General features: G+C 39.3%; 17 protein-coding genes and 1 pseudogene. 13 read left to right on the forward strand and 5 right to left on the reverse strand.

All coding sequences use genetic code 11. The features are described 5' to 3' along the window. Window positions 1-281 precede the first annotated feature (281 nt). The 13 genes and pseudogenes from ACYIAR_RS12970 to yfcE all read left to right on the forward strand — a co-directional run bounded on the left by ACYIAR_RS12970 (window position 282) and on the right by yfcE (window position 20,827). Window positions 282-3,503: pseudogene (locus ACYIAR_RS12970) on the forward strand (TonB-dependent receptor). 11 nt (window positions 3,504-3,514) lie between these two features. Further along, entirely contained in the window at window positions 3,515-5,218 is a 1,704-nt protein-coding gene (locus ACYIAR_RS12975; protein ID WP_480330026.1) for a RagB/SusD family nutrient uptake outer membrane protein, read from the forward strand. After that, entirely contained in the window at window positions 5,205-7,697 is a 2,493-nt protein-coding gene (locus ACYIAR_RS12980; protein WP_480330028.1) for a hypothetical protein, read from the forward strand. The genes ACYIAR_RS12975 and ACYIAR_RS12980 overlap by 14 nt, the downstream gene beginning before the upstream one ends. Window positions 7,698-7,811: 114 nt before the next feature. After that, the gene (locus ACYIAR_RS12985; protein WP_480330030.1) at window positions 7,812-9,674 is read left to right on the forward strand and encodes an FAD-dependent oxidoreductase; all 1,863 of its coding nucleotides are present in this window, start codon (window positions 7,812-7,814) and stop codon (window positions 9,672-9,674) included. A 287-nt stretch (window positions 9,675-9,961) separates the two neighbouring features. Continuing rightward, window positions 9,962-12,097 carry a right-handed parallel beta-helix repeat-containing protein gene (locus tag ACYIAR_RS12990; RefSeq protein ID WP_480330032.1) on the forward strand — a complete coding sequence of 712 codons (2,136 nt, stop codon included), beginning with the start codon at window positions 9,962-9,964 and terminating at the stop codon, window positions 12,095-12,097. Window positions 12,098-12,229: 132 nt separating this feature from the next. Further along, on the forward strand, window positions 12,230-13,918 hold the full coding sequence (locus ACYIAR_RS12995) for an alpha-1,3-galactosidase-related protein (protein ID WP_480330034.1): 1,689 nt from the start codon (window positions 12,230-12,232) through the stop codon (window positions 13,916-13,918). Window positions 13,919-13,974: 56 nt separating this feature from the next. Further along, window positions 13,975-14,931 (forward strand): alkaline phosphatase family protein, encoded by a 957-nt coding sequence (locus ACYIAR_RS13000; RefSeq protein WP_480330036.1) that lies wholly within the window; start codon window positions 13,975-13,977, stop codon window positions 14,929-14,931. Between the two features lie 173 nt (window positions 14,932-15,104). Continuing rightward, window positions 15,105-16,511, forward strand: a complete 1,407-nt coding sequence (locus ACYIAR_RS13005) for a sulfatase family protein (RefSeq protein WP_480330038.1) — start codon at window positions 15,105-15,107, stop codon at window positions 16,509-16,511. A 57-nt stretch (window positions 16,512-16,568) separates the two neighbouring features. Continuing rightward, on the forward strand, window positions 16,569-16,937 hold the full coding sequence (locus ACYIAR_RS13010; RefSeq protein WP_480330040.1) for a hypothetical protein: 369 nt from the start codon (window positions 16,569-16,571) through the stop codon (window positions 16,935-16,937). Between the two features lie 18 nt (window positions 16,938-16,955). Further along, window positions 16,956-17,456 (forward strand): hypothetical protein, encoded by a 501-nt coding sequence (locus tag ACYIAR_RS13015; protein WP_480330042.1) that lies wholly within the window; start codon window positions 16,956-16,958, stop codon window positions 17,454-17,456. 39 nt (window positions 17,457-17,495) lie between these two features. Further along, window positions 17,496-19,055: an arylsulfatase gene (locus tag ACYIAR_RS13020; RefSeq protein WP_480330044.1), complete on the forward strand. Its 1,560-nt coding sequence runs from the start codon at window positions 17,496-17,498 to the stop codon at window positions 19,053-19,055. Between the two features lie 56 nt (window positions 19,056-19,111). Then, on the forward strand, window positions 19,112-20,251 hold the full coding sequence (locus ACYIAR_RS13025) for an acyltransferase (RefSeq protein ID WP_480330046.1): 1,140 nt from the start codon (window positions 19,112-19,114) through the stop codon (window positions 20,249-20,251). Between the two features lie 30 nt (window positions 20,252-20,281). Continuing rightward, window positions 20,282-20,827, forward strand: coding sequence for a phosphodiesterase (gene yfcE / locus ACYIAR_RS13030; RefSeq protein ID WP_480330048.1), 546 nt, complete (start codon window positions 20,282-20,284; stop codon window positions 20,825-20,827). A 3-nt stretch (window positions 20,828-20,830) separates the two neighbouring features. Here yfcE and ACYIAR_RS13035 read toward each other — a convergent pair whose 3' ends face one another. From ACYIAR_RS13035 to ACYIAR_RS13055, 5 genes are all read right to left on the reverse strand, one after another. Next, window positions 20,831-21,889 carry a 6-bladed beta-propeller gene (locus ACYIAR_RS13035; protein WP_480330050.1) on the reverse strand — a complete coding sequence of 353 codons (1,059 nt, stop codon included), beginning with the start codon at window positions 21,887-21,889 and terminating at the stop codon, window positions 20,831-20,833. Window positions 21,890-22,079: 190 nt separating this feature from the next. Then, entirely contained in the window at window positions 22,080-22,853 is a 774-nt protein-coding gene (locus ACYIAR_RS13040) for a prephenate dehydrogenase (RefSeq protein ID WP_480330052.1), read from the reverse strand. A gap of 161 nt (window positions 22,854-23,014) precedes the next feature. Continuing rightward, window positions 23,015-24,082 carry a chorismate mutase gene (locus tag ACYIAR_RS13045; RefSeq protein ID WP_480333657.1) on the reverse strand — a complete coding sequence of 356 codons (1,068 nt, stop codon included), beginning with the start codon at window positions 24,080-24,082 and terminating at the stop codon, window positions 23,015-23,017. A gap of 113 nt (window positions 24,083-24,195) precedes the next feature. Further along, complete coding sequence (locus ACYIAR_RS13050; RefSeq protein ID WP_480330054.1) at window positions 24,196-25,383, reverse strand: pyridoxal phosphate-dependent aminotransferase; 1,188 nt, start codon at window positions 25,381-25,383, stop codon at window positions 24,196-24,198. Further along, complete coding sequence (locus ACYIAR_RS13055) at window positions 25,358-26,203, reverse strand: prephenate dehydratase (RefSeq protein WP_480330056.1); 846 nt, start codon at window positions 26,201-26,203, stop codon at window positions 25,358-25,360. The genes ACYIAR_RS13050 and ACYIAR_RS13055 overlap by 26 nt, the downstream gene beginning before the upstream one ends. Between the last annotated feature and the right edge of the window lie 210 nt (window positions 26,204-26,413).

A 26,413-nucleotide genomic window follows, 5' to 3' on the forward strand; every position in this document is an offset into this window, starting at 1 on the left:
AGAAATACTGAAAATGGAAAAACAGTAAAAAATGCCGAAAAATGTACCATATTTTTCGGCGTTATGATAAGAAAAATTATTACTAATCAGCATAGCTGATTCTTGCTGCAAATATATATACCTTGAATCGCTATCTGGAATTTGTTAATCTTTAAAACTCATTGCTTATGTTAAAGTTTAAGCGGCCATTATGTATTGTAACCACCCTTCTGTGTCTTAATGTACCTTTAATGGCTAAGACTATTACAATCAATTTGAATAATGTTTCTGTAAAACAGGCTATGGATGAACTGAAAAGTATTACAGGATATACTTTTGTTTATTCATCAAATGATTTGGATTCAAAAAAGAAAATTTCCGTATCAGCTAATGATGAAGATATTGAAGCTGTTATCGGACAAATTCTTAATGGCCAAAAAGTTAGTTATGAAATAAAGGATAAGACTATTATTGTAAAGAAAATAACCAATACAACTAATACCCAGCAGTCTGCACCTAAGAAGGTTACAGGTACTGTTGTGGATGCTTCAGGCATTCCTGTTATTGGGGCTAATGTTATGGTGAAAGGTACATCTATTGGAACAATTACGGATATGAATGGTAATTTTGCATTGGATGTTCCTAAAGATGCTGTACTTGAAGTTTCGTATATTGGATATAGTTCACAAGTTCTTAAAGTCGGAGAACAGAATAATTTGAATATTTCTTTGAACGAAGATACTCAGGCACTAGATGAGATAGTTGTAGTAGGTTATGGTGTTTCAAGAAAAAAGGATTTAACTGGTGCTGTAGCTGCAGTTAAAGGTTCTGATTTGGCTTCAAGAAAAACAACTCAATTGTCAAATGCGCTTCAAGGTGCAGTTTCTGGAGTAATGGTTACAAGAGATAACTCAGAACCTGGAGCTACAGCCGGTAGTATAAAAGTTCGTGGTGTAACTACTATCGGTGAATCATCTCCGTTGGTTATAATAGATGGAGTTCCTGGTGATATTAATCAGGTTAATCCTGATGATGTGGAGAGTATGTCTGTATTGAAAGATGCTGCTTCTGCTTCTATTTATGGTTCAAGAGCAGCTGCCGGTGTAATATTGATTACAACAAAAAGAGCTAAAGAGAGTGAACTTTCTTTAGGATATAATTTTGAATATGGATGGGAAATACCTACAACATTACCTAAATATATGGATGTCCAGCGTTATATGGAGGTTGCCAACGAACTGAGATATAATGATAATCCTTCTGGTGGATGGTATCAAAACTATTCTGAAGATCAGATAAATAACTGGTTAAAGAATCATGAAACAAATCCTAATCTATATCCTAATACAGATTGGACAGATTTGATACTTAAAGGATCTGCACCTCGTCAAAAACATATGATCAGTTTGTCTGGGGGAGGGAAAAATGTCAGAACCAAAGCCTAATTTTCTTATGATCATGTAGATGGATTATATGCAGATAGATATTATGAAAGATTTATGGCACGTGTAAATAATGATATTAAAATCAATAAATATCTTGGTGCTACTATAGACTTTAATTTTAAGAGATCAAAATCTCATAAACCTACATTCTCTCCGTTTGACAGAATGAGAATAACTCCTCCTGTGTATGCTGCAGTGTGGGATGACGGTCGTATTGCTGAAGGAAAATCTGGAGCAAACCCTTATGGTAGAATGATTGCCGGAGGTGAATCTAATGAATGGTATAATCAGATAGGTGGCAAGGCTTCATTGGATTTGACTCCAATTGAAGGCTTGAAGATTTCTGGAGTTGTAGCTCCGGTGTATAATTTTGATAAAATAAAGACATTTAATAAAGCTGTACCATATACATTGGCTGATGATCCAAATACAATAGGAGGATATTTGGAAGGACAGGCATCAACTAAACTTACAGAAAAGAGAAATGATAATTATAATGTAACAATTCAAGGTATTGCCAATTATCTGAAAACGATAGGAAAACATAATCTGAATATAATGGCAGGTTATGAAACTTATTATGCTTTTTGGGAAAATCTTATGGCATCACGTGATCAGTATGAAATAAGCAATTATCCATATCTCGACTTGGGACCGTTATCTATGCGTGATAATAGTGGAAATGCTCAGGAAGTGGCTTATCAATCATGGTTTGGTCGTGTAATGTATAATTATGATAATCGTTATTTGTTACAGGCTAATATACGTTATGATGGTTCATCACGTTTTCATAAAGATTACCGTTGGGGTTCTTTCCCTTCTTTCTCCGGAGGGTGGGTTATAAGTGAAGAGAAATTTATGAAAGAGAATATGCCTAAGTGGATGTCTTATATGAAATTGAGAGCTTCTTGGGGTACATTGGGTAATGAAAGAATTTTCAAACCAAATACTAATCCGGCTGAACAAGATTATTATCCATGGCAAGCTGCTATTGTATTCAGTAATGTCTTGTTTTATCAGAATGGAAAACCAATCTCACAACTATCTGCAGCACAGCAGGCATATGCAATTGAAAATATATCATGGGAAAAAACAAAATCTTATGATATAGGTCTTGATATGCAATTTTTTGATGGTCGCTTAAGATTTGGTGGTGATTATTATAAAAAGACAACAACTGATATGTTGTTGGCTCTTGAAATTCCGGACTATGTAGGCTTTGATAACCCTCAGAAGAATACTGGAAGTATGTATACTAATGGTTATGAAATTGATTTGGGATGGAATGATCAGATAGGTGATTTTAGTTATAGTGTTTCTGTTAATTTCTCAGATTTTGTCTCAAAAATGGGAGATTTGGGAGGAACAGAATTCTTAGGAGATCAAGTTAAAATGGAAGGTTCAGAATTTAATGAATGGTATGGCTATGTAAGTGACGGACTTATTCTTACAGAAGAGGATTTAGCTGGTCCTAAAATTAATGATAATGTACAGATAGGTGATGTGAAATATGTTGATATTTCAGGACCTGAAGGTAAGCCTGATGGTAAAATTTCTCCAGATTATGACCGTGTGTTGTTGGGTGGTTCACTTCCTCGTTATATGTTTGGTGGTAATATAGCTTTAGGATACAAAGGGTTTGATTTCTCTGTAGCATTCCAGGGCGTGGGAAGCCAAAAAGTACGTTATTCTACTGTTATGGTGCAGCCGTTACGTGAAAATTACGGTAATGTTCCGTCAATATTGGAAGGAAACTATTGGAGTTCAAAAAATACAGATGAACAAAATGCATCAGTATTCTTTCCTAGGTTGACTTATACTAATGCTGGTTCAAACTACGCAATGTCTGATTACTGGTTGTTTAATGGTAGATACGTACGTTTGAAGAATATAACATTAGGATATACTCTGCCTAAAGATATTCTTCAGAAAATCAAAATACAAAATGCAAGGTTGTACGTATCTGCAAATGATTTGTTCTCAATAAGCAAATTCCCCGAAGGATGGGATCCAGAAATGGGAACGTCTGCTTATCCTATAACAACATCTTTGTTGTTCGGTCTTTCTGTTAACTTCTAATATAAAAGATTATGAGAGTAAAATATATATTATATTGCTTTATAAATGCATTATTCATAACAAGTTGTTATGAATTGGATTTGAATCCTTTGGCTCAGGGATCTAGTGAAAGCTGGTATTCAAACGAAACAGAAATTGAAATGGCTTTGAAGGATGGATATAAACATGATTTTTGGCATTCGGACAGTGAAGAGTGGACAGATGATTATGTATATAGGGAAACCAATTCTCAAATTGTGAATGGAACTCTTAATGGTCAGGATGGAATAGTAACAACGCTTTGGTCCAATCAATATAAAGCAATAGCAAGAGCTAATACAGTTCTTGCTAATATGGATAAGGCTGCAGAATTACAGATTTCTCAGGATAAGATTAACTTATATACTGCAGAAGCAAAATTTCTCAGGGCATCAAGATATGCTACTTTGATTTCTCATTTTGGAGATGTCGTATATGTTACGGAAGTTATCAGTATTGATGAGGCTTTTAAGATCGGACGTACACCAAAAGAAGAGATAATTTCAAAAGTTTATCAGGACTTCGATGATGCTATAGCTTATTTGCCGGAATCATATAGTGGAACATCAACTATAAGAGCAACTAAGGGAGCTGCGTTGGCTTTGAAAGCAAGATTCGCTTTATATAATGGTGATTGGAAAATAGCAGCTGATGCAGCTAAAGCTTGTATGGAACTGAATGAGTATGAATTGTATCCAAATTACTCAGAACTGTTCCTTGCGACAACTAGAAATACTAAAGAAAGTGTGTTTGCTCTTCCTCGTTCTGTAACGGATAAAGTTGTTTTGGGTAATGATGTTGTGCTGAATGCTATATCCAGAAACTCCGGAGGATGGGCTGCAAAGGATCCTTCTTGGGATTTGTTGGCTGCTTATACATGTACGGATGGATTACCAATTGACGAATCTCCTTTGTTTGATTCTCATGATCCATTCAAAAACAGGGATCCTCGTTGTTCCGCAACAATTGTAGCATTTGGTTCCAAACATTTAGGTTTTGAGTATAATCCTCACCCTGAAGCTTTGGAGGTTCTTAATTACAATACAGGTAATATGCAGAAAAATAATGATACAAGAGCAAATGCCCAATATGCATCTTTCAATGGTCTTATTTGGAAAAAAGGCATAGATGAAAATTGGCTGGCTAATGGTTTTACTGTAGATCCGGATAGGATAATTGTAAGATATGCAGATGTATTGTTGATGTATGCTGAAGCTAAGATTGAGCTAAATGAAATTGATCAGTCCGTTTTGGATGCAATAAACCAAGTAAGAGCGAGAGCTTATGGCGTTGGTTTGTCTGATGTTAATTCATATCCGGCAGTGACAACTATGCAGCAGGACAAATTAAGAAAAATATTAAGGACTGAACGAAGAATGGAATTTGCGTATGAAGGTTTGAGATATATGGATTTGGTTCGTTGGCGTTTAGCTTCTAAGGCTTTGACTAATAAGAATTACGGATTACTATATCCTTCTTCATTATTGATTGAAAAAGTAACAAGTAAGGGTGGTTGGTTTTGGCCTTCTGTTCCAGAAATTGATGAAGATGGAATACCTGACTTTACAAAGATGGAGGAAGCCGGACAGATTGTTGCTTTGTCTCAAAGACTTTGGAACGATAGACAATATTTATGGCCTATACCAACTAAAGAAGTATTAATTAATGAAAATTTGAAACAGAATGAAGGTTACTAAAAATATAAAACTTATTTGTTTATGTGTTGGTTTGTCAACCTTTGCAGGTTGTTCAAATGTGGAGAAAAAGGATATGCTAGATTCAATATCTGGCATTTACCCTCATTTGGCTTATTACAATAATGAGGGGGAGTGTGGAACTGGTGCGGTTGTGCCTTGGGCAGGACGTCTATGGGTTATAACTTATGGTCCTCATTTACCTAACGGGTCTTCGGACAAATTATATGAGATAACTCCTGATTTGAAACAGATCATAAGGAAAGAAAGTATAGGCGGGACTCCGGCTAACAGAATGATTCACAAGGAGAGTTCTCAGTTGTTTATTGGTCCTTATGCTATTGACAGTTTAGGTAATGTAAGAGTTATTCCATATGATGTGATGCCTGGCCGCCATACCGGTAACGCCCGTCATTTAAGTGATCCGGAAAATAAAATATATTATGGAACCATGGAAGAAGGATTCTATGAAGTCGATGTTCATTCATTGGATGTAAAAGAATTGTATCAGGATGGTAATAATAAGAAACAGAAAAAGAATGATACAGACGCTGGTCCGATAAATGATTTACTTCCGGGTGTTCATGGAAAAGGCTTGTATTCCGGACAAGGTGTGATGGTTTTCTCTAATAATGGTGAGGGTACGCAGGAAGCATTGAAGAAATTTGATGTTGAAGCTGGTGTTTTGGCTGAATGGAATGGTAAAGATTGGAAAGTGGTTCGTCGCAATCAGTTTGTTGAAGTGACAGGACCTGGTGGAATATGTGGAAATCCTTCTCCTTCCGACGATCCTATATGGGCGACAGGTTGGGATTATAAATCTGTGTTGCTTGGTGTAAGAGATAAAAACGAAGGTTGGAAATTTTACAGGCTTCCAAAATCAAGTCATTCTTATGATGGTGCGCATGGTTGGAACACGGAGTGGCCTAGAATAAGAAATATTGGAACAAATTCGCAACCTGACTATCTTATGACTATGCATGGTCTATTTTGGCATTTCCCTGCAACATTTGAAGTAGGTAATACTGCCGGTATTCGCCCCCGCTCTGCATATTTGAAGGTGATAGGTGACTTTACACGCTGGGGAGACAAGCTTGTCTTTGGTTGTGACGATTCTGCTCAGAAAGAATTTTTAAATAAACGTCAGGCAAAAGGTGAAATAGAAGGACCGGGACAGTCAAATTCTAATCTTTGGTTTACCTCTTTGTCAAAACCTGATGAGTTGGGCCCTGCTACTGTAGAAGGCGCTGTATGGGCTGATGAAAGCATTGGGAAAGGTGAGATTTCCGAGCCATTTCTGTTTTCAGGATGGAATAATCGTTGTTGTTGGATAGATAATAATGGAAAATCCAAATCTACATTTGTTTTTGAAGTTGATGAAAAAGGTTCTGATGAATGGAAAGAACTTATGACAGTATCATTAGAGCCTGGAGAATCAAAATTTATACCTTTTGATTCATCAAATAAAGCGGAATGGATTAGAGTTCGTTCAAATAATTCTACAGAAGGAACTGTTAGCTTTTCTTATACATCGGAAGATGAACGTCTGCCTGGAGATATGAATCCTATGTTTGACGGATTGTCCGTAGTTTCTGAAAAAACATCGGTAGGTGGATTACTTTATGGACTGGGAGAAAACAGACGTAGTCTGGCACTGTTGGCAAATGTTTCAGAAAACGGGAATAAAAAAGAAACAGGTTATTATGAAATGTCGGATAATTTATCTTTAGTAAAAAAAGCAGATGAAAAAACGTCTGATTTTATCCGTACAAAATTTGCTATTCCGGAAAAAGTTGTATCAATAGAAAATGGTTCAGTTTTGATTGTTGACGATTTGAAAAGACGCTGGAGATTGCCTCTAGGAGATAAAGAATTTGAGAATTTGACAAATGCTTCTCAGCTCCGCGTTTGTCGTGAGGTCGCTACAGAACGAGATTTGTTCAGTTGTATGGGTACATTTTATGAATTGCCTGCAGAAAATGCTGATGGTTACGCAAAGATTCGTCCTATATCAACTCATAATTATCAGATAAATGATTATGCCTCATATCGTGGAATGATGATTTTGACGGGTATAAATCTTGAAAATGCAAAGAATAATCCTCATATAATAGTCTCAGATGATGGAAAAGCGGCTGTTTGGGCCGGTGTTATTGATGATTTATGGAAGTTGGGAAAACCTGTGGGTAAAGGTGGTCCTTGGGTGGATTGCAAAGTTAAATCTGGAGAGTATTCAGATCCTTATCTTATAGCATTCTATGATAAAAAAGAATTGAAGTTATCTCATAAATCAGATAAAGTAATTTCTTTTGATGTAGAAGTCGATCCGACAGGCAACGGTGATTGGATGTTATATGAAACATTTAAGGTTGAACCTGGAAAAGTTTTTAATCATAAATTCCCGTCATCATTCCAGGCAAGATGGATTAGATTCTCTGTAGATAAAGACTCTGAAGTGACAACTTGGTTGGATTATAAATGATATTATGGATTAATGCTTAAAAAGGAGTTATATTTGTCTTTGGGCATAGTAATGTAAAAAGATATTATAGCTCCTTTCGTTAACTTTGTGATATAAGTAATAAAACAATAAACCATGAAATCTTTACTTTATTTTTTATCCTTCTTCTTTTGCTGCTCAGTTTTGAACTCTGCAAACCTGTTTGTTGAGGCTGAGTCATTCAAGACGAAAGGTGGTTGGGTTGTTGACCAACAGTTTATGGATTTGATGGGCTCGTCATATCTGATGGCCCATGGGATGGGAAAACCGGTGAGTGATGCGGTGACTTCCGTAGATTTCCCAGAGAAAGGAACTTATTATGTGTATGTGCGTACCTATAACTGGACTTCACCATGGAAAGATGGTGAAGGAGCAGGGAAGTTTTCTCTTTATGTGGATAATCAGAAACTGACTTCGCCTTTAGGCTGTGAGGGTAATGCTTGGATGTGGCAGAGTGCTGGAAAAATTGTAGTTAAGAATAAAAATGCCCGCTTGCGTCTTCATGATTTGACAGGATTCAATGGCCGTTGCGATGCTATTTATTTTACTACGGAAAAAGATGATTGTCCGCCGTCGGATGTAGCTGCATTGGAGAAATTCAGACGTGCAAAATTGGGTATTCCGGATGTTGCTCCTCTTGCGGGAAAATATGATTTGGTTGTAGTTGGTGCCGGAATAGCAGGAATGAGTGCTGCAGTTTCTGCTGCACGACTGGGCTGCAAGGTGGCATTGATCAACGACCGTCCGGTGTTGGGCGGAAATAACAGCTCGGAAGTTCGTGTTCATTTGGGCGGACGAATTGAGGCTGGTCCGTATAAGGAACTTGGTAATTTGCAGAAAGAATTCGGTCCTGTAAATGGAGGAAATGCAAAGCCTGCGGAAAATTATGAAGACCAGAAGAAAATGGACTGGCTTCTCCAGGAAAAAAATGTGACTTTGTTTGCTAATTATCGTGCTATTGCTGTTGAAAAGGATGGTAATCGCATTACGGCTGTAGTAGCAAAGCATATAGAGACTGGCGAGGAGCTTCGTTTTGAGGCACCATTGTTCTCTGATTGCACCGGTGACGGCACAATAGGGTATCTTGCAGGTGCGGATTATCGAATGGGGCGTGAAAGCAAATCTGAGTTTGGTGAGGCTACTGCTCCAGAAAAGGCTGATAAGATGACGATGGGTGCCTCTGTTCAGTGGTATTCCGTAGAAAAACAGAAGCCTACTGCTTTTCCTTTCTTCAATTATGGTGTTCATTTTGATGATAATAGTTGCGAAAAGGTAACGATGGGTGAATGGACTTGGGAAACTGGTATGAATTACGATCAGATAAAAGATTTCGAGCGCATACGTGATTATGGCCTTATGGTTGTTTATTCAAACTGGAGTTATCTGAAAAATGAGTTGAAAGAAAATGATATATACAAGAACAGGGAGCTTGGATGGGTTGCCTATATTTCCGGCAAACGTGAATCGCGTCGCCTTATGGGAGATTATATACTTAAGGAAGATGATTTGCGCAAGGCTGTAGAGCATGAAGATGGAACGGCTGCTACAACCTGGACTATTGATTTGCATTATCCGGACCCGGCAAACACGAAGAACTTCCCTGGTGCTGAGTTTAAGTCGATAGCCAAACATATACCGATTTATCCTTATCCGATTCCTTATCGTTGTCTGTACTCCCGCAATATAGATAATTTATTTATGGCAGGCAGGAATATCAGTGTTACTCATGTAGCTTTGGGTACAGTGCGAGTTATGCGAACAACAGGGATGATGGGCGAAGTGGTTGGCATGGCTGCATCATTGTGCAAGAAACATAACGTATTGCCACGCCGTATATATCAGTCTTATTTGGATGAATTTAAAGAGCTTATGAAAGAAGGTGTTGGAAAAAAAGGTCTTCCGAATAATCAGAGATATAATGAAGGAGGAACTTTGAAGGAGAAGCCTTCGTTTTATTGATTGTGTTTTTTGATATAATTATACAGAGAGTGTGTGTTTCAAAATAGTGTAACACAGAGTCTGAGTACAGAGAAAATAGAAAAACTCTATACTTCTGAGACTCTGTGTTTAATTCTATTTTGAGAAAACAATAACTATTCCTTTTATATCTTACTTATAACTTCATTTTAACTTATCCAAAACCTATTGACTTATCCCTAATTTTTATACATTTGTCATGTATGCTGTGAGAAACACATTTTCACTGTCTGACTTTTCTTCCTATTTTTTGATGTGAGGAAATTATTATGAAAAAAAACAAATTATTTTTTGCTGCAATACTTTGCTGTGCTGTGTCCGGAATTTCGGCTCAGAGAACAGTTTATGTTTCACCTGAGGGAAATGACACTTGGAACGGTGATAAAGAAAAACCATTTCAGACTCTGGATAGGGCTTTTGCCGAAGCTGTAGATTTTTCGGCTGATACATTGTATATCAATGTGGCATCGGGAGATTACCATTTGAATAAGACAATCCGCTTGTCCGGTTCTGTTGGTTCGCCTGTCGTTGTGCGTGGAGATAAGCTTGATATGCCTCGTTTTCTCGGAGGTATGCAGGTGCGTGGATGGGAGAAATATAAGGGAAATATATACCGTGCTTTTATCCCTGAGGTGAAGTTGTACGATTTCTCCTTCGAACAGTTTTATGTCAATGGAAAGCGTGCTACATGGGCAAGGACTCCGAATAAGGACTGGTATATGGTGAAGGGATACAAGGAATTTGCCTACGTTTCCGGTGTCCGCTCGGCAAACTATGCCACTCAGAGAATAGAACTAGACAAAGTAGATATGCAAACGCTGAAAGGCTTGTCGGCAGACGAGTTGGCTGATGTGCGTTTTCGCTTTTATCATAAATGGGATATAACGCAGAAACAATTGTCCTATGCCTGTCCGGATTCCGGATACGTGTATGTGCAGGGTGGAGGAATGAAACCGTGGAATCCGGTAACTGAAGGTTCGCGTTACATAATGTATGGATACAAGTCTGCTTTGGACACTGCCGGCGAATGGTATCTGGACAAGGCAGAGGGTTATGTATATTATATCCCACGTGAAGGAGAAGATATGTCCACGGCAGAATGTATGGTTCCGACATTACATCAGTGGCTCGTGGTGGAAGGTGAGAAAGGCAAGCCGGTGAAAGATATCCGTTTTGAGAATCTGTCTTTCCAGTATTCTGCATTCCGTATGCCTCGTAACGGAAACGAACCTATGCAGGCTGCAGCAACTGTTGAGGCAGCGGTTGAACTTGAGCGTGCCGAAAATATAAGCTTTGTAAATTGTGAGATGATGCACACGGGTGGTTATGCTTTGTGGTTAAAGTCGGCTTGCCGGAACAATAAGGTGGATCATTGTTATATTGCAGACCTTGGCGCTGGTAGTATCAAGATTGGTGAGCCTGTATATACTGAAGATACAACAATGGTGAGCCGACATAATATAGTAAATAACTCCATTATTACCCACGCGGGAAGTGAATTACCCTGCGGTGTTGGTGTAGCTATTTTCCATTCTTCCGACAATCAGGTGACGCATAATGAAATATCAGATTTGAGATATTCCGGTGTTTCCGTAGGCTGGGTTTGGGGTTATAATAATTCTGGTTCTCTGTGGACAAATGTTCTTATGGACGATGGTACCGTGGATTTCAAACAAATAAAGCTGATAAGTCCGGCAGTGAGGAATCTGGTGGCATACAACCATATTCATCATATCGGATGGGGTGAATTGTCGGATATGGGAGCTGTATATACTTTGGGTGAGTCTCCTGGAACACGTATTGTAAATAATATTATACATGATATTCTTTCGTATGACTATGGTGGCTGGGGCTTGTATACTGATGAAGGTTCCACAGGTGTTGAGATGAGTTCAAACCTTGTTTATCGTTGTAAGAGCGGCGGTTTCCACCAGCATTATGGAAAGGAAAATCGTATTGAAAATAATATTTTTGCTTTCGGCCATTTCTATCAGGCACAGTACACTCGTGTGGAGCCTCATTTGTCATTCCATTTCAGGCATAATATTATACTGCAGGACGAAGGCGAAACTCTTGCCGGTCCATGGGAAAAGGGAAATCTGGATATGGATTATAATCTATACTGGCATCTTAATGGTGAACCGGAATTCGGAAAACACAGCTTTGGTGAATGGAAGAAATTGAAGGAAAAGCATTCTATCCTTGCCGATCCATTGTTTATGGATGCGGAGAATGATGATTTCCGTTTCCGTTCGATGAAGGCTGCACGAAAGATTGGTTTCAAGCCTTGGGATTTTTCCAAAGTGGGGGTTTATGGCTCGGATGAGTGGAAAGAGAAGGCTAAGATGAATGAGAATGATATCAAGGTGTTTGAGGAGATTAGAAAAGAGAGGGATAGGAAGTGAAAGGTGACAAGTTGATGAGTTGGAAAGTAAGTTGCTCAAGTTTCGCAAGTTGAACTTTCAGATAACAAGTTGACAAGATTTTTAGATAATAATTCCCAGACACTTAAAATATTAATATAAAGATTATTGAATATGTATAACAGATTTATCCTTTTTGCAGCTTTCATAATATTGTCTATATACAATTCCGGAATATCGGCGGAGAATATTATTACTGTCAGTCCTGCATCCGGCAGTGATAATTCCAATCTTTCTGAGGCATTGGAAAAGGCAAGCAAATATAATGGCAAACCGGTTACTATCAGTCTTAAACCTGGAATATATGATTTTAGCCGTGCTGAATCATCGGAGAAAATATATTATGTGTCTAATACAACTTCAGAAGAGGAAAATCCTGAACCTTTGAAACATATAGCCTTGCTGCTGGAAGGTATGAAGAATGTCACTATTGATGGTTGTGGCTCAACTTTGCTTATGACCGGGGAGATGACTTCTTTTGTGTTTGATAAATGCAAGAACATAGTTTTTAAGAATATAAATATCGACAACAGTAACCCGACACAGACAGAGATGACAGTGAGGGAAAACGGAAAGGATTATCTGATTGCCGAAGTTCATCCTACATCTAAATATAGAATTGAGCAGGACAGACTTGTGTGGTATGGCGACGGCTGGTCATTTTCCGGAGGAATAGCTCAGTCGTATGATTATGTCAGTGACATGACATGGCGCTCATGGTCGCCAATGACTGGTTTGGTGAAAACTGTGGAGATTGAACCAAATCTTCTTTATCTGAAATACAGTAAAAAGCCTGAGGTGAAGGTTGGCACAGTGTTCCAGATGCGCGATGCCATCAGGGATGAGGTTTGCGGATTTGTGAACCGTTCGGCAAATGTCCGTTTCGAAAATGTAAACTTTTATTATCTGGGCAATTTCGGTGTGGTTTCGCAATATAGCGAGGATGTGACATTTAGCGGATGTAATTTCATGCCAAAACCAGGTTCGGGAAGGACTAATGCTGGCTTTGCCGATTTTATCCAGGTGTCCGGTTGTAAGGGTAAGATTAATATTGATGGTTGTGCATTTGCCGGGGCTCATGACGATCCGATTAATGTTCACGGAACTCATCTTAAAGTTGTGGACTTTATGGATGCAAGGACATTGAAAATTCGGTTTATGCATCCGCAGACTTATGGATTTGAGGCTTTCTTCAAAGGTGATTTGGCTGAGCTTGTAAATGCAGAAACTCTTTTTTCTGTTCTGCCGTGTAAGATAGTTGATGCAGAATTGGTCTCTCCAAGGGAAATGGTGATAAAACTGGACAGGAATATTCCTGCAAATGTTCGTGAAGTGAAGAATCTTGTGGTGGAGAATGTGACATGGACGCCGGAAGTCAATATTACAGGCAATAAATTCTCTCGTATCCCGACGCGCGGTGTGTTATTGTCAACACGCAGAAAGTCGCTTATCGAGAATAATGTGTTTTATGGAATGCAGATGAGCGCAATACTCGTTGCTGATGATGCTATGAGCTGGTACGAATCCGGTCCGGTGCATGACCTTACAATCCGCCGGAATACATTCATCCAATGCGGAGGTCCTGTTATATTTATTTCTCCTGAAAATAAGAAATATGAAGGTGCAGTTCACAGGAATATTGTTATTGAAGAGAATGTATTTGAGTCTGATAATCCTTCTGTTCAGGCTATATCTGTGAAAGGTGTTGACGGACTTGTTGTGAAGGATAATATGTTTCGTATGAAAAATGAAAATAATCTTATATTGAAAGATGTGTTGAATGTTACGGAAGATGTGAAGTGATAAAATTAATTCTCTGTGACTACACTTCTTTGTGTTTAAAATAAAAATCTAATAACATGGCAAAATCAAGAAGAACTTTCCTTAAACAAGGATTATTGGGAACACTGATGCTTGGTGCCGGCCCATTAGTGCAGACTGTGGAAGCTGCTGGCAAACCAGATAAAAGGCCTTTAAAAATAAAGGCAAAAAGAGTGGTGATGATTTCTCTGGATGGAATTTGCGTGGAAGGATTCCTGAAGGCGAAAACTCCGAATTTGGATAAGCTGCTAGCCGAAGGTGTACTATCTTTGGAGACAAGGGTTGTGATGCCATCGGTGACACTTCCAAACTGGACAAGCCATCTCACAGGAAGCGGTCCGGAGCTGCATGGAGTTGTGGACAATAGCTGGGAAATAACAAAATTCAAGCTTCCCGCAGTGGAGAAAGATGCGGACGGATATTATCCTTCTGTATTTAAAGTGCTGAAAGATAATTTGCAGGGAATGAAAACTGCATTCTATTATAACTGGCCTAATTTGATTTATCCTTATAACCAGAAATATCTGGACGAAGTGAGTTTCCTCGAAAACGATGGCTATGTCAAGAATCTGGAGAAAGCTTTTGAATTTATAAAGCAAAACAAGGATTTGCCTACAGTGGCATTTATATATTCCGTACATACGGACCATGCCGGTCATAAATACAAATGGATGTCTCCTGAATATATCAAGTCGATTGAGGAAGCCGATGTGGAAATTGGAAAATTCCTCGACAAACTGCAGAGTGAAGGTCTGAAGAATGATACTCATTTTATGTTCCTTACTGACCATGGTGGTGTAGGCAACGGACACGGCGGTGTGAGCGAAGCCGAAATGATTGTTCCGTGGGGAATTGTAGGTCCTGGAATAAAGAAAGGTTATAAATTAAGTGAACCTAACAACACTGTCAACACTGCCGCTGTCATTCTACAGCTCTTCGGTGTGAAGAAACCGTTGTGCTGGGTGGGAGAGGTACCGAGAACGATATTTGGGTGAGTTGACATGGCATTAGAGGTGAGTTGACGAGGCTACAGATACGAGTTGACAAGGTATCTGATATATATATTTATTAATTAACAACCTTGTCCCTTTGTCAACTCGTCAACTTGTTCCCTCGTCAACTTGTCCCCTCGTCCCCTTAGTATAAACCTAATTTATCATTATATTATATGAACCCAAAATTACTACTCACAACCGTCTGTCTTTACAGCGGACTGTCTGCCTTTGCCGCAGACCACACAAATATAATCCTTATAAACTTGGATGATGTCGGATATGGAGATTTCTCTTGCAACGGAGCTTATGGTTATACAACCCCAAATATTGATGCACTTGCTTCTGAAGGAGTAAGATTCACGCATTTCCTTGCCGGACAACCTATCAGTGGAGCGTCACGTGCCGGACTTCTCACTGGTTGCTATCCTAACAGAATAGGTTTTGCCGGAGCACCCGGACCGGATTCCAACTATGGTATCCACAAAGATGAAATGACAATGGGTGAACTTCTGAAACAGAAAGGATATCAGACAGCCATATTCGGCAAATGGCATTTGGGCGATAAACATCAGTTTCTTCCGTTACAGAACGGATTCGATGAATACTATGGACTTCCGTATTCCAACGATATGTGGCCTAATCATCCTCAACAGGGTGAAGTCTTTAATTTCCCTGATTTGCCGACAATAGACGGAAATGAGGTGGTTGGCTATAACACAGACCAGTCTCAGTTTACGACTGATTATACAACCCGTGCCGTTTCGTTCATCAAGAAGAACAGTAAGAAACCGTTCTTTATTTATCTTGCCCACTCAATGCCTCACGTTCCTCTTGCCGTGTCGGACAAGTTCAAGGGCAAGAGCGAACAAGGTCTTTTCGGAGATGTAATGATGGAAATAGACTGGAGCGTCGGTCAGGTGATGAAAGCTTTGCGTGAAGAAGGCTTGGATGATAATACTTTGGTTGTTATCACATCCGACAACGGTCCGTGGGCAAACTATGGCAATCATGCCGGTTCAGCAGGCGGCTTGCGTGAGGCAAAGGCAACAACTTTCGACGGCGGAAACCGAATCCCGTGTATTATGTATTGGAAAGGTCACACCAAGCCGGGCACAATATGCAACAAGTTGGCATCTAATATTGACTTGTTCCCGACATTTGCCGAAATAACCGGAGCACCGCTTCCTGAGAGAAAAATAGACGGTGTTAGCATCCTCTCGCTTATCGAAGGTCGTGAAGGTGCAAACCCGAGAGAATCATTCGTGTATTATTATAACAAGAATGACCTTGAAGCTGTGACCGATGGCGAATTCAAATTAGTATTTCCTCATAAATATGTCACCTATGGCGCATACGAGCCTGGAAATGATGGTCAGCCAGGGAAACTTACAAATCTGGAAATAATGAAACCGGAGCTTTATGACTTGCGCCGTGATCCGGGCGAACGTTATAACGTCGTGGCACAATATCCTGAGCGTGTAGCTAAGCTAAAGAAAATCGCAGATGATATGCGTGAGGAGTTGGGAGATAATCTGACACGCAAGAAAGGCAAGGAGCGCCGTGAACCGGGATTATTGTGATTATATTTGTCTGGAATATTTTTTTGTTGGATAATCCTTGATAAAAATTGTAGTTGAATGAAAACCGTGTTCAATGTTAGTAAATGGTTTGTCTTATTAAGCCTGTCAATGATAATTGATAATGCAAAGGCTCAGTCTATTGCGGATAATATTATTGATAATATTGAGTCTGTTTCTGGCTTGGTTGCATATTGGGATTTTTCTGGAGAAAAGGATTTTCTGGTTTCAAAAGGCAAAGGTGAATATCGGTTGAACTGCTCTCGAGATGAAGGTCCTGTAATAGTTAAAGAAGGTCCTTTGTCCGGAAATTCAATTTATTTTGATGGAACGGATTATTTATATATTCCATATAGTGAAACCGGAAAACTTAATGTGAAAACGAATGCTGTTACAGTTGTTGCTTGGGTGAAGTGGACTGGTGAGTAAACCGGATTTGTTGCAGGAATGTGGAATGAATATAAGGATGGAGGAAAGAGACAATATGGATTGTTTGTTTCTCTTCCTTATTATAATGGAAAAGACCAGGTTTGCGGTCATATTTCATATACCGGAAAACCTACACCTCCATTCCCGTATTCAATTGATTATTCAGCAAGTGAAGGAAAAGTTCCTATGAATGAATGGTGCTGTGTTGCTTTTACTTATGACGGAACATATATATGTTCTTATCTTAATGGAGTATTTGAAAAACGCGATGAAGAGCTCATCGAGCATACAAAAGGCTTTGACGGATATCCTGAAGGATTAAGGCAATGTAAGAATCCATATTATTTCCCTGATGGAATAGGAGATAATGGTTCAGATTTTACTGTTGGCGCTGTTCTCCTGAAAAATGGAATGGGAAACTTCTTTAAAGGGCAAATAGGTGGAATTGCTGTTTATGATAAGTCATTAAGTGATGACGATATGAGAAAAATAAGTAATCCATTTAATAAGGAAGATTAAGTTATTAAATTGGATAATAATCAAACAGAATCATTATTTATGCAACGACGAACATTTATAAAATCCTCAATATTGATGGGGCTTGGTTCTTCCGCACACTCTTTGAATGCAAAGGCGGCAGAATCAGTCACTGCCGGACTGAAAGAAAATTCCGGCAGCGATGTCAAGCCGCATATTATTTTCATAATGACAGACCAGCATCGTGGAGATGCATTGGGATGTATGGGAAACAAGGCTGTAATATCTCCGAATTTGGATAATCTTGCCAAAGAAGGAACAATTTTCCTTAATGGATATACTTCTTCCCCCAGCAGTACACCTGCACGCGCCGGTCTGCTGACTGGAATGTCGCCATGGCATCACGGAATGCTTGGTTATGGCCGTGTTGCAGAAACATATAAATATGAGATGCCGCGCATTTTGCGAAACTTGGGATATTACACTATGGGTATAGGTAAAATGCACTGGGCGCCACAGAACAATCTGCACGGATTTCATGCAACTTTGCTTGACGAGAGCGGACGAGTGGAGTCAAAAGATTTCATCAGCGATTATCGTAAATGGTTCCAGACTCAGGCGCCGGGCGAGAATCCGGATAAGACCGGTATAGGGTGGAACGACCACGGAGCTGCAACTTATAAGCTCGACGAACGTTTGCATCCTACCACTTGGACAGGACAGACTGCTTGCGAGGTGATACGAAATTATAATTCCGACAAACCACTTTTCCTGAAAGTATCGTTTGCCCGCCCTCATAGTCCTTACGATCCTCCAAAGAGATATTTGGATATGTATGACGGGGTGGATATTCCAAAGCCGGACAAAGGCGACTGGTGTGGACAATATTCCGAACTGAAGAATCCAAAAGATGTATCAACCGACGCAGCCTTTGGAAATTTCGGCGACGACTATGCCTGCAATTCCCGTAAACATTATTATGCCAATATCACATTTGTTGACGACCAGATAGGAGAGATAATAAAAACTCTCAAGGAAAAAGGAATGTATGACAATGCCCTGATATGCTTCACTGCCGACCACGGTGATATGATGGGCGACCATTATCATTGGCGAAAAACATATCCGTACGAAGGTTCTGTTCGTATTCCGTATATAGTGAAATGGCCAAAGTCATTGAAAAAAGAGGTGCCGGACGGTTCAATACTTGAGCAGCCTGTCGAGCTGCGCGATTTCCTGCCCACATTCATCGATATTGCCGGAGGAAGCGTTCCGCCAGATATGGACGGACGTTCATTGCTCGCACTCGTTGAAAACAAGAAGCCGCAGTGGCGAAAGTATATAGATATGGAGCATGCCACATGCTATAGCGAAGATAATTACTGGTGTGCTCTCACCGACGGAAAGATGAAATATGTATGGAATCTGCATAACGGTTCAGAACAGTTGTTTGATTTGCGTAACGACCGTAGCGAGAAACACAATTGTATCAATGATTCAGCTTATTCTTCCGTTCGCCGTGAAATGTATCAGGCAATGGTGGAACACTTGAAGGAACGCGGCGAGAGTTTCGTGTCAAATGGAAAACTGATGACTCTGGATAAGACAATGCTTTATAGTCCGAATTATCCGGGAAAATAATAAGTTCAATTTCAACTTTAAGGTTAAGTAATTATCAAACGTGATAAACAAATATTATGGAATATACAATAACAAACTCTAAAGATAGAATAGTCTGGCTTGACGTTGTAAGACTGATAGCTATTTTATTGGTAATAGCCTGCCACTGCACAGACCCGTTTAATGCTTCGCCTGAAGCCAGGGCAAATCCTGAGATAAATTTCTGGGGTTCGGCTTATGGCTCAATGTTGAGGCCTTGCGTGCCGTTGTTTGTCATGATGACGGGTTTTTTGCTCCTTCCGGTAAGGCAGGAAGCTTCGGCATTTTACAGGAAAAGGATTCCGAGAGTGCTGTTTCCGTTTCTGGTGTGGTCGGTATTGTTTGACCTTTCCCCTTGGTTTATACAGTTTGTTGGTGGTTCAAAGGAGCTTGTAGTACAGTTTTTCCCTTGGGAACCAAATCCTTCGGCATCGCTTGCAGACGCATTGAAGACGATAGCTATGATACCGATTAATTTCACCGTTTATGCAACACCGATGTGGTATATATATACATTGATAGGTTTGTATCTTTATATGCCTGTGTTTTCGGCTTGGGTTGAGAAGGCTTCGGATAAGGCAAAATTGTGGTTCCTTGGAGTTTGGGCAGTCAGTCTGTTTATTCCATATCTGATGGTTTTTGTATCTCAATATTTGTTTGGTACTTGTTCGTGGAACTCATTTGGACTGTTCTATTATTTTGCCGGTTTCAATGGCTATTTACTTTTGGGACACTATCTTGGCAGGATTGAAAAGCCATCTTTTGCTAAGGTGGTTTTCTGGGGAACACCATTGTTTGTTGTCGGATATTTGATTACATACTTCGGCTTCCGTTATATGACTTCCGATCCGAATGTGAGTCTGGAAGGTATGGAGCTTTTCTTTACATATTGCTCTCCTAATGTGGTGATGATGACAATACCTGTGTTTCTTATTGCCAGATATGTTAAAGTAGGTTCGGAGAAACTTCGTTTGGCGTTGGCAAATCTTACGAAATGCGGTTTTGGAATATATTGCGTGCATTATTTCTTTATCGGTCCGTGCTATGTGTTCACGCTTTGGCTTGGTGTGCCAATTCCGGTTGTTGTTCCAGTTTCTGCCTTGTTTACATTTGCTTGTTCATGGACATTTGTTTATTTTGTGAGCAAATTGCCGGGAGCAAAGTATGTAATAGGTTGACAAGAGTTGAGAAACTTAAACAATATAAATATGAAATACTTTATAATATCAGATATACATGGTTCGGCTTTGACGTTGAAAAAAGCTTTGGAGAAGTTTAAGGCTATGGAATGTGAATTCCTTGTTATTATGGGAGATATTCTGAACTATGGCCCTCGTAATTCTATTCCTGAAGGTCTTAATCCAAAGAAAGTTGTGGAAATGCTTAATCCTCTTGCCGGAAGGATTATAGCCGTTCGTGGAAACTGTGATGCCGAGGTGGACCAGATGCTTCTTGATTTCCCTTGTATGGCAGATTATGCACTTGTAGTTGATAACGGTAAGAAATTGTTTTTCACTCATGGACATATTTATAATGAAGATAACATGCCAAAAGGAGATTGGAATGTTATGTTTTATGGTCATACTCATTTGTGGAAACTGGAGAATGGTGACGGAATGATTATATGTAATTCTGGTTCCATCACTTTCCCTAAACAAGGCAATCTGCCGACATTTGTTGTGTATGATTCAGGAGTGATAAGTGTGTATTCGCTTGATGGGGAATTATTGAAAAATATCGATTTGAATCAGTAATATTCAAGATTTCATTTTTACAATAAATATCACAGCATTGTCGCTTTCTGCATTTTCCGGAAAGCAATCTTTCAAGGCATCTCCACTTTTGAAGAAAGAATAAGTATGGCAATAGATATCTGAAGGGCAAAGGCTTGAAACTCTGCCAGACAGGAAGAAATCATCCTTGAAACCGTCTTTTATCTGCCATGCTTCGTTGTGTTGTATATCAAGGCAGAATGTGTTGTTTTTCTCCGGGCAGGAATTGCTTGTAAGAGATGAAATCCAATATCTTGTTCCCAATTGCACGGGAAAAGAGGTGATGATATTTTCATCTGATTTTATGTGTCCGTCGTTATTGAAAATATACAGTGAGTCACGGAGCAGGCTTTCTGCTTCTGAAGTTTCCTTATAGGCATATATCATTCCGGAATCTTTGTTTACCATAAGATTTGCACGGTGATAGTTCGGTGCAATATGTTTTCTGCCGTTTTCTGCATCGCATAGTTTTTTCTCGCCAATTTTATTGAATGAAGTATCGTATTCCACAACGCAGTCAACAATTTTTGTGCAGCTTGATATTGAATCTTTTATTTGTTTTCTTTCAGAAGTATAAATTCTGTTGTTATAGAGAACTGCTGACATCACGTTCTGTTGAGGCAAGTCACTTTTCAGTTTCTTTTTCTTAAGCAGTTTGCCGTTAAAGTTGTAGTAGTGGATGTCGTCTTTGTTGCCCAGGACTATTATTTCTTTTTTACCTTCATTTATCATATATCCGGCAACGCTTATTTCGTCGGGATTTGTTATTTGTCTGATGAATTCACCTTTACGGTTGAAAAGGAACAATGTATTTCGGCTGACAAGAAATAGATAGTCGCCTTGTTTGTTTATGTTGCGTGCATATTTTATCGGCTCCATTCCCGAAGGTGTTTGCAAAGGTATGGCTACAACTTCTTCGGCAATGTCCGACAGAACTCCGTCATTATGTTTCTCTGTGGCTGTGTCTTTATTGATTTTATTATATAATTGCCAGGCTGATATTGAGAATATCAGTGTGAGCAGCAGAATGAATGACTGTTTCATAATTATGCGTTGTTTTATTATATAACGCAGGGGTAGGGGAAATATTGTGTGGGAGGGAAGGAATTGGGGAATAAAGGAGTTAAGTAGTTTAGAAGTTAAGGAGTCAAGGAGATTTGCTTATATTCTGTAGCCTTGTCAACTTGTTAACTCGTTAACTCAACAACTCTTCTCCTTGTCTCCTCTCTCTCTGTTACTCAATATTCTTTCTTATCTTGGCAAGATATCCTTTTATGCCTTCTGAATCTTTATTCTTTATCATTTCCTGAAGAATCTCCAATTCATTTTGGATACGTTCGATTTGTTTTGGAGTACGAGGATTGAAAAGTATTTCAGTCAGCAGATAATCATCTTCAGAGAGAAGACCACGGGCAATTTTCATGTGGCGCTTGAAAGTTGTTCCCGGTGCATCCTGATGCTTCATTGTTGCAGCGAAAACCATTGTTGATGCAAATGGAATGCCTAGAGAATAAGCAACAACTTTGTCGTGTTCCTCAAAAGAATATTCGCAGATATGTAGATGTAGTTTGCCATATAAATCTTTGAAGAATATTTTACCCAAATGGTCACCTTCAGAGATTATTATGGTATTCTCTTTTTCAAGATTACTCAGATTTGCAAATGTTGGTCCGAACATAGGGTGAGTTGAAACATAAGGGAAACCGCATGTTTCATAGAATTCCTTAAGATTAGTCTTTACAGATGCAATATCAGAGATAATACAATAAGGAGGCAAATATGGCAAAACTGAGCGGAAAGCGTCAATTGTGTGATTCAATGTGACGCAGTTTATGACAAGTTCCGGTTTGAATTCTGCTATTTCCTCTTCATTGCTGAGGCGCAGTGCGTTGTAGATAAAACGCATTCTTTTCGGATCTTTTTCCAGGACTGCAACTTCGTGTTCGAAGCTAAGAAGGTCTGTGAAAAAAGAACCCATTTTCCCTGCACCTAAAATAAGTATCTTCATTTTTCAGTATGTTTTGTTTTAAGTTTCGTAAACTTACTTATAGTTGACGAGTTGACAAGGCATTAGAGCTAATGTCTCTTTTTATTAAAAAAACAATGAGTAAATATTCAATTAATATTCCTTGTCAACTTGTCTCTGAAGCCTTGTCAACTGAACTTAAATTATTTATCATTATTCATTATTATCATCTGCTGACGTACAGATTCTTCGTGAATTTCGCGCAAGATGTTCTTTACAAATTCAGTACTCAAATCCATTTGTTCACCCATGCTTGAACGATTTTCAAGGATTTCGCTGTAGCGCGGAGACTGAAGGATTGGCATATTATGTTCTTTCTTGTATGTTCCGATTTCTTTTGAAATACGCATACGTTTAGCCAAAAGTTCAAGTAGCTGCTCGTCGATTGCATCAATCTGTCGGCGTAGAGCACTTAAGTTTTCAGTGGTCTGGTTTGACTCACGTATTACAAGCAAGTTGAGAACATAATCCAAAACGTCCGGAGTGATTTGCTGTGCTGCATCGCTCAAAGCGCAATCCGGATTGCAGTGAGATTCGATAATCAGTCCGTCGAAGCTCAAGTCCATTGCCTGCTGGCAAAGAGGAGCAACAAGTTCACGCTTTCCACCAATATGGCTAGGGTCGCAGAATATAGGCAAATTAGGCATACGGCGACGCAATTCAATTGGAATATGCCATAAAGGAAGATTTCGGTAAATCTTTTTGTCGTAAGAACTGAAACCACGGTGAATTGCTCCAAGTTTGCGGATTCCTGCACCGTAAAGACGCTGGAATGCGCCAATCCACAATTCCAAGTCTGGGTTTACCGGGTTTTTAATCAATACTGGAATATCAACACCTTTCAGAGCATCAGCAATTTCCTGTACTGCAAAAGGGTTAACTGTTGTGCGGGCTCCAATCCAAAGAATATCAATTCCTGCTTTCAATGCTTCGAATACATGGTCTTTGTTGGCAACCTCAGTGGCAACATACATTCCAGTTTCTTCTTTTACACGTTTCAGCCATTTCAAGCCTTGAACGCCGATACCTTCGAATCCTCCCGGTTTTGTACGAGGTTTCCAAATACCGGCACGGAAAATCTTAATTCCTTTTGAAGACAATTCTTTGGCTGTTGTCATAACCTGCTCTTCGTTTTCGGCGCTACATGGGCCGGCAATTACTATAGGACGATGTGAATCAATGCCTGGAAGCAAAATTGATTCTAAGTTCATTGTTTCCATATTTGTATGTTTTTTTTGTTCTTTGTTTTTGTTTGTTAGCTGAGAAGTTAACAAGTGGACAAGGTGACAGGAAAGAATCTCTATCTCCTTGGCTTCTTAATTCCTCATTTTTCCATAACTTTCTTAATTCTATCCAATGCTTCAGCCAGAGCTTCATTCTTGCAACACAGGGAAATTCTGATATATCTTTCGCCACGGCTGCCGAATATGAATCCCGGAGTGATGAAAACATTTGCTTCATAAAGCACTTTGTCGGCAACTGCTTCGCTGCCTGCAGCATCGGCTGGGATTTTTCCCCACAGGAACATTCCGACCTGATTTTCGTCGTATGTACAACCTATGGTTTTCATTATCTCACCGGCAAGAGCACGGCGGCTTCTGTAGATTTTGTTCATTCCATCATACCAGTCTTTCTTTGCAGACAAAGCTTCAACAGCTGCATACTGCATTGGCTTGAACTGTCCTGAGTCGATATTGCTCTTTACTTTCAGAATCCACTGTACGAACTGAGAGTTAGATGCAAGCATAGCCATTCTCCATCCCGGCATATTGTGAGCTTTACTCATTGAGTTCATTTCAATACAGATATCTTTTGCTCCAGGAATACTGAGGATACTGATTGGATTGTCATTAAGAATAAAACTATACGGATTGTCGTTACATATTATAATATTATGTTTCTTTCCAAACTCTACCAGTTTTGCATATAATTCCATACTGGCATTTGCTCCGGTAGGCATATTCGGATAATTGGTCCACATAAGTTTTACTGACGAAAGGTCCATTTTCTCCAATTCCTCGAAATCCGGCTGCCAGTTGTTGTCTTCTTTCAAATCATAGTTAATAAGATTTGCACCGACAAGTTTGCTGACAGAACTGTATGTCGGATATCCAGGATTTGGAACTAAAACACCATCTCCAGGATTAAGAAAAGCAAGAGAAATGTGCAAAATACCTTCCTTTGAACCGATGAGCGGCTGGATTTCTGATTTAGGGTCCAAATCAACATTATACCATGTTTTGTACCATTCTGCATAACCTTTTCTCAGTTCAGGAATACCAACATAAGGCTGATATCCGTGCTCGTTGGCATTTCGTGCATGTTCACACAGAGTTTCGATTGTCTGTTCAGAAGGCGGCATGTCCGGACTTCCGATACCAAGATTAATCACATTTTTTCCGGCTGCATTCATCTCGGCTACTTCTTTAAGCTTCTTTGAGAAGTAGTATTCCTGAACGCTGTTGACGCGTTCTGCCGGAACTATGTTACATACTTTGTTTTCCTTCTGCATATTCTCCTAATATTTTTAAGTCTTTTGTTAACGGACGTATAGCGTCCAATGCTTGTCTGTATCTTGTATAGTCTGAAAATGTCAGGTTGATATAGAACAGATATTCCCATTCTCTTCCGATAATAGGCAAAGATTGGATTTTTGAAAGATTCATATCATAAAATGACAAAACAGACAGAACTTTGGAAAGGCTTCCGGCAGTGTGTGGCAGGGCAAATACAAGAGAGGCTTTATTTTTAACGGTGTTTCGCTGCATTTCGTCGGCAGTCCATCTGTCGGCAATTGCCAGAAAACGAGTAAAGTTTCGTTTGTTTGTTTCGATGCCTTCTGCCAAAACCTCCATTCCGTAGATTTCGGCAGCTAGTTTTCCGCAAATGGCGGCATGCCCTTTAAGCTTGTTTTGTGCAATCCACTGTGCGCTTCCTGCTGTATCTTCTTTCTCAACTACCTTAGCCTGTGGAATAGTGTCAAGAAAATCGGAACATTGCATCAAGGCAATTGGGTGAGAGTTTACTTCAGTCACATCACTAATCTTTGTTCCCGGAAGAGCAACCAGAGAGTGAGATATTCTGAGTTTGTATTCACCGATTATTGAGAAATCACTTTCTCTTATCAGCTCGTGATTTTGCAGAAGACTTCCGGCAATTGTATTTTCTATAGCCATCAGACCTAAAATTTTCGGGTCTTTCTTGATTGTGGAAATCACATCGCGGAAGGTATTACATGGAATTGTTTCCACTTCATCTCCTTCAAAATATTGTCGTGCTGCTATATCGTGATACGATCCTGCTATTCCTTGTATTGCAACTTTCCTTTTCATTGATTTTATAGTTTTAAAATAAAAAAAAGTCCCACCAAAACTGGCAGGACTTTATATTTATAATTGATTATACATTCAACATCAAGTATCAATTCTTTACATACAAACTCCTGCCTTTACCTTGCTAAAAAAGTAAAAGTAATAAAAGTAATATGTAAAGCTAAATCGATTCATTTTGTCTAATTATTTTTTATTCCGTTGCAAATGTAA

The organism is Parabacteroides sp. KHUB-01 (assembly GCF_056640935.1).